Source organism: Halorubrum halophilum, from assembly GCF_000739595.1.
In the GTDB taxonomy this organism is placed as follows: Archaea; Halobacteriota; Halobacteria; order Halobacteriales; family Haloferacaceae; genus Halorubrum; species Halorubrum halophilum.
Window position 1 is genome coordinate 1 of record NZ_BBJP01000087.1, and the last position, 1148, is coordinate 1148.

1 tRNA gene and 2 rRNA genes are annotated in these 1148 nt (G+C 55.4%); all 3 read right to left on the reverse strand.

The window, feature by feature from the left end:
* Positions 1-389, reverse strand: a 23S ribosomal RNA gene (locus ACP96_RS19410); the annotation flags it as partial.
* Between the two features lie 273 nt (positions 390-662).
* Positions 663-734 (reverse strand) — tRNA-Ala (locus ACP96_RS17040).
* Between the two features lie 160 nt (positions 735-894).
* Positions 895-1148, reverse strand: a 16S ribosomal RNA gene (locus ACP96_RS19415); the annotation flags it as partial.

Consider the following 1148-nt stretch of genomic DNA (forward strand, 5'->3'; position numbering starts at 1 on the left):
CTGCTACTCTGGTATTGACGCCTTCTGTACTGTCTCATCTTACGGGGTTGTCACCCTGTTTCACGCTCCATTCCAGGAGACTTCAGATGAAATGTCGAGAATTGATTGTCAACCCGAACACCACATTGGTCCGAAGACCTTCGGTTTGGGCTGTGTCGCTTTTACTCGCGGTTACTCACGACATCGCTGTTGCGTTCTCTTCCTTCCCTTACTGAGATGTTTCAATTCAGGGAGTTCCCTATTGCGCGTGGCAATTGTAAACGGATTCCGATTCGGATATCTCGTGTTCTTTCCCTCCATGCGGGTCCCACGAGCTTTTCGCAGCTTGGCACGTCCTTCATCGGCTCTCGAGCCGAGCCATTCACCAGCTGGCACAGTAGCCAGTAGTGTGTCAGTCGATTCTATACAGAACCGCTGACGGTGTCAAGTGACTAAATGTCACCCGACTGTATATGGTTCACTGACGTTCCACGAACTCGTATGAGTTCAGTGGACGTCTGGATCGCACGTATACACGGTCGTCATCGGATCACGTCCAGGCATGGAGCGTGTCCGTCGAACCCTTCCCATCCGCGGTTTCCCGGGATGGTGCATCGGTCGTCGTCTACTCAATCCGAATCGCGTCCCATACTTAAGGGGACGGATTCGGACCGAGGCTGACATGGACTCACTGGGATTCGAACCCAGGGCATCCTCCTTGCAAGGGAGGCACTCTACCGCTGAGCTATGAGCCCACCTTCCCACGCGGGAAGGATTGATCGCAAGTGTGAACCGTGGTAGTTCGTCGGTGTCCAGGCCGGCGGGTGGGCGGACACCACAGACCGTGCATGAGTAGTGACCGTCTTGGAAGACGGTCGTAAGGTGAGCTCGCCCAGAGGGCGAGTCTCGGGTCGGTGGAGGTGATCCAGCCGCAGATTCCCCTACGGCTACCTTGTTACGACTTAAGCCCCCTTGCGAAGCCCAGATTCGACACGTGGAACGTGCCTCATCCGGACCTCACTCGGGTGCTTTGACGGGCGGTGTGTGCAAGGAGCAGGGACGTATTCACCGCGCGCTTATGACACGCGATTACTACCGAATCCAGCTTCATGTGGGCGAGTTGCAGCCCACAATCCGAACTACGATCGAGTTTCTAGTTTCATTGATGG